This is a genomic window from Micrococcus sp. APC 4021 (assembly GCF_030407635.1).
GTDB lineage: Bacteria > Actinomycetota > Actinomycetes > Actinomycetales > Micrococcaceae > Micrococcus > Micrococcus luteus.
Window position 1 is genome coordinate 1 of record NZ_JASDCZ010000183.1, and the last position, 2763, is coordinate 2763.

Annotated in this window: 2 protein-coding genes; one reads left to right on the top strand and one right to left on the bottom strand. The window is 72.2% G+C overall.

Annotated elements, in window-relative coordinates:
- Positions 1 to 113 precede the first annotated feature (113 nt).
- A complete protein-coding gene (locus QL983_RS10945) occupies positions 114 to 1796 on the bottom strand; it encodes a long-chain-fatty-acid--CoA ligase (RefSeq protein ID WP_036313870.1) in 1683 nt (560 codons plus the stop codon).
- A gap of 218 nt (positions 1797 to 2014) precedes the next feature.
- Between QL983_RS10945 and QL983_RS10950 the strand changes: the two genes are divergently transcribed.
- Positions 2015 to 2620, top strand: a complete 606-nt coding sequence (locus QL983_RS10950) for a TetR/AcrR family transcriptional regulator (RefSeq protein ID WP_036313866.1) — start codon at positions 2015 to 2017, stop codon at positions 2618 to 2620.
- Positions 2621 to 2763: the final 143 nt, after the last annotated feature.

Sequence of the window (2763 nt, forward strand, 5' to 3'; positions counted from 1 at the left end):
TCTCCAGCGCCACGGCGTCGAAGCCCGCCTCCCGGCCCAGCGCCTCGAAGGAGGGCTTGAGCTTGGCCAGGGTCTCCTGGGGTCGGGGTGGGTCTGGGGAGGTGGCGGGCCGGTCAGCGGCCGGAGGTGAGGGCGTCGGCGTAGTCGGCGCGCAGCTTGCGCTTGTTGACCTTCCCGACGCCGGTCCGGTCGATCTCCGTCACGAAGCGGACCTCGTCGGGCAGCTGCCAGGTGGCGAAGCGCTCGGCGAGTGCGGCGAGGACGGCGTCCTGGTCGACACCGGAGTCCTCGTCCCGCACCACGAGGGCCAGAGGACGCTCCTCCCACTGGGGGTGGGGGACGCCGATCACGGCGGCGTCGCGGACCCCGGGGACGGTCATGATGTGGTTCTCCAGGTCGATCGAGGAGATCCACTCGCCACCGGACTTGACCACGTCCTTCAGGCGGTCGGTGACCTTGAGGTAGCCCTCCGGGGAGAGGTAGCCCAGGTCCCCGGATCGCCAGTAGCCCTCGTCGTCGAAGCCGGCCTCGGTGGCCTCGGCGTTGTCCGCGTAGGAGGTGGTCACCCAGGGCCCGCGCAGGCGGATCTCGCCCACGTTCTCCTCGCCGGGCGGCAGCAGCTCGCCCAGGGGGTCGGTGATCTTCACGTCCACCCCGACGACGACGAGGCCCTGGAACCGCTTGAGGTTCCACCGCTCATCCTCGGAGAGGGTGTCCATGAGGCTCGGCTTCATGCGGTTGAGGGAGACGATGGGCGAGGTCTCCGTGGCGCCGTAGGCGTGGATGACCTCCGCGCCGGTGAGCTCGTCGAAGCCGCGCATCATGGCCACGGGGGGCTCGGTCGCGCCGCACAGCAGGCGCACGCCGTCCATGCGTGGGGGCGTCTCGAGGGTGCGGAGGTGGTGGAGCATCGGCATGAGGATCGCGGGGGCGGCCGGGGCCACGGTGACGCCGTGGTCCACGAGGGTGGAGGTCAGCCACGGGGTGTCCGTGAGGTTGAACCGGCCCGGCAGCACCAGGCGCGCGCCCACGGCGACGGCGGCGAACGGCAGGCCCCAGCACTGCGCGTGGAACATGGGGGTCAGCAGCAGGGCGGTGTCCGCCATGGTCATGCCCAGGGTGGACACCACGGCGTGCGCGTGCAGCCAGGTGGCCCGGTGCGAGTAGAAGACGCCCTTGGGGCGGCCGGTGGTGCCCGTGGTGTAGCAGGCGCCGGAGGCGGAGCGCTCACTCACGTTCGGCAGGTCCGCTGTCTCGAGCGGCTCGTGCCCGTCGAGGAGGGCCTCATAGGACAGGACGTCGTCGCGACCGGCCCAGTCGGCGGGGAGCTCGCCGTCGCCGGCCACGATCCAGCGGATGCCCCCGGGCAGGTGCGGTTCGAGCGCGGCGGCGAGCTCCAGGAGGGTCTCGTCCACGACGATCGTCCCCACCTGCGCGTGGGTGATCACGTAGGCCAGGTCCGTGGGCGCCAGGCGCAGGTTGAGCTGCACCATGGTCGCGCCCAGCAGCGGGACGGAGAAGTAGGACTCGAGGTGGCGGACGTCGTTCCACAGCAGCAGGCCGACCCGGTCCCCCGGCCCGACGCCCTCGGCGCGCAGGGCCGCGGCCATGCGGCGCACCCGCTCCCACACGGCCGCGTAGGTGGTGGTCTGCCACGGGGAGCCGCCGCCGCGGGTGTGGATGATCTGCTGATCCCCGAAGGTCCGGGCGGCGTCCCGCAGGAGGCGAGTGGTGGTGAGCTGCTCGTCGTCGCCCATGGTGGACGGGGTGCCGAGGACGGTGTCGGTGGTCTGCATGGGTCCCCCTGGGAGGTGTGGTGGTCGCGGAGGCGGGCGGCAGTCGTCTGTGACATGCCTCACTGAGCTGATGTTGCACACTCAAGCACGATGTTGCACTAGCGTGCAAGAAGGGTGCGGGGGGCGTTTCGATCCCTGCCGTAGGGTTCAGCGAGCCCCCGCATCCTCATCTCCCGACCACGGGCCATCCCATCCGCCGACCCAGCCCCGAGGACCCGATGAACACCCCCCTGCCCTTCGATCAGGACGATCTCTCCTCCCCCGCGCGCCTGCGCCTGGCGGCCCTCGAGCTGTATGCCGAGCGGGGGGTCGAGATGGCCAGCGTCCGCGAGATAGCGCAACGGGCCGGCGTCGCCCCCGGGCTGGTGCGGCACCACTTCGGCAGCAAGGCGGGGCTGACCCGCGCCGTCGACGACGACGTGCTGCGCCTGATCGCCGCGACCCTCGACGAGGTCCCGCTCGTGGGCACCCCACAGGAGGTGTCCGCGGCCCGCGACGCGGCGTTCGCGGACCTGCTGGCCGACCACCCGGTGGTGGGGGCCTACGTGCGCCGCTCGCTGCTGGAGGCCGGCGGGGGGACCGAGTCCCTGCTGGAGCGCCTCGTGGACCTGACCACGGAACAGACCGAGCGCCTGCGCCGGTCCGGCTTCGCCCCGCGGCGCAGCATGCCGACGTCCGTGTTCGGCACCGTCATCCGGCAGATGGGGCACCTGATGGTCGACCCGTCGGCGGACCGCATCTGGCGCCGGATCGCCGAGACCCAGGAGGCCGCCGCCGAGCAACGGAGCCCGCGGGTGCGACTCGTGGTGGATCCGCCGCGGTGAGCAGGATCGCCGCCCACCGCGGCGGCGTCGTGCATCTCGTCCGGCAGGCCACGACGCCGGCCCGCCCCTTCCGGGAACGCCTGCGGTCGGTATGGGCGCACTTTTCAGGCTCAGAGCGACTGCACACGTTCCAGGTCCGCTGG

Bases quoted from the DNA above. Each gene is read 5' to 3' on its own strand.
- QL983_RS10945 (WP_036313870.1), bottom strand. From the start codon at position 1,796: ATGCAGACCACCGACACCGTCCTCGGCACCCCGTCCACCATGGGCGAC.
- QL983_RS10950 (WP_036313866.1), top strand. From the start codon at position 2,015: ATGAACACCCCCCTGCCCTTCGATCAGGACGATCTCTCCTCCCCCGCG.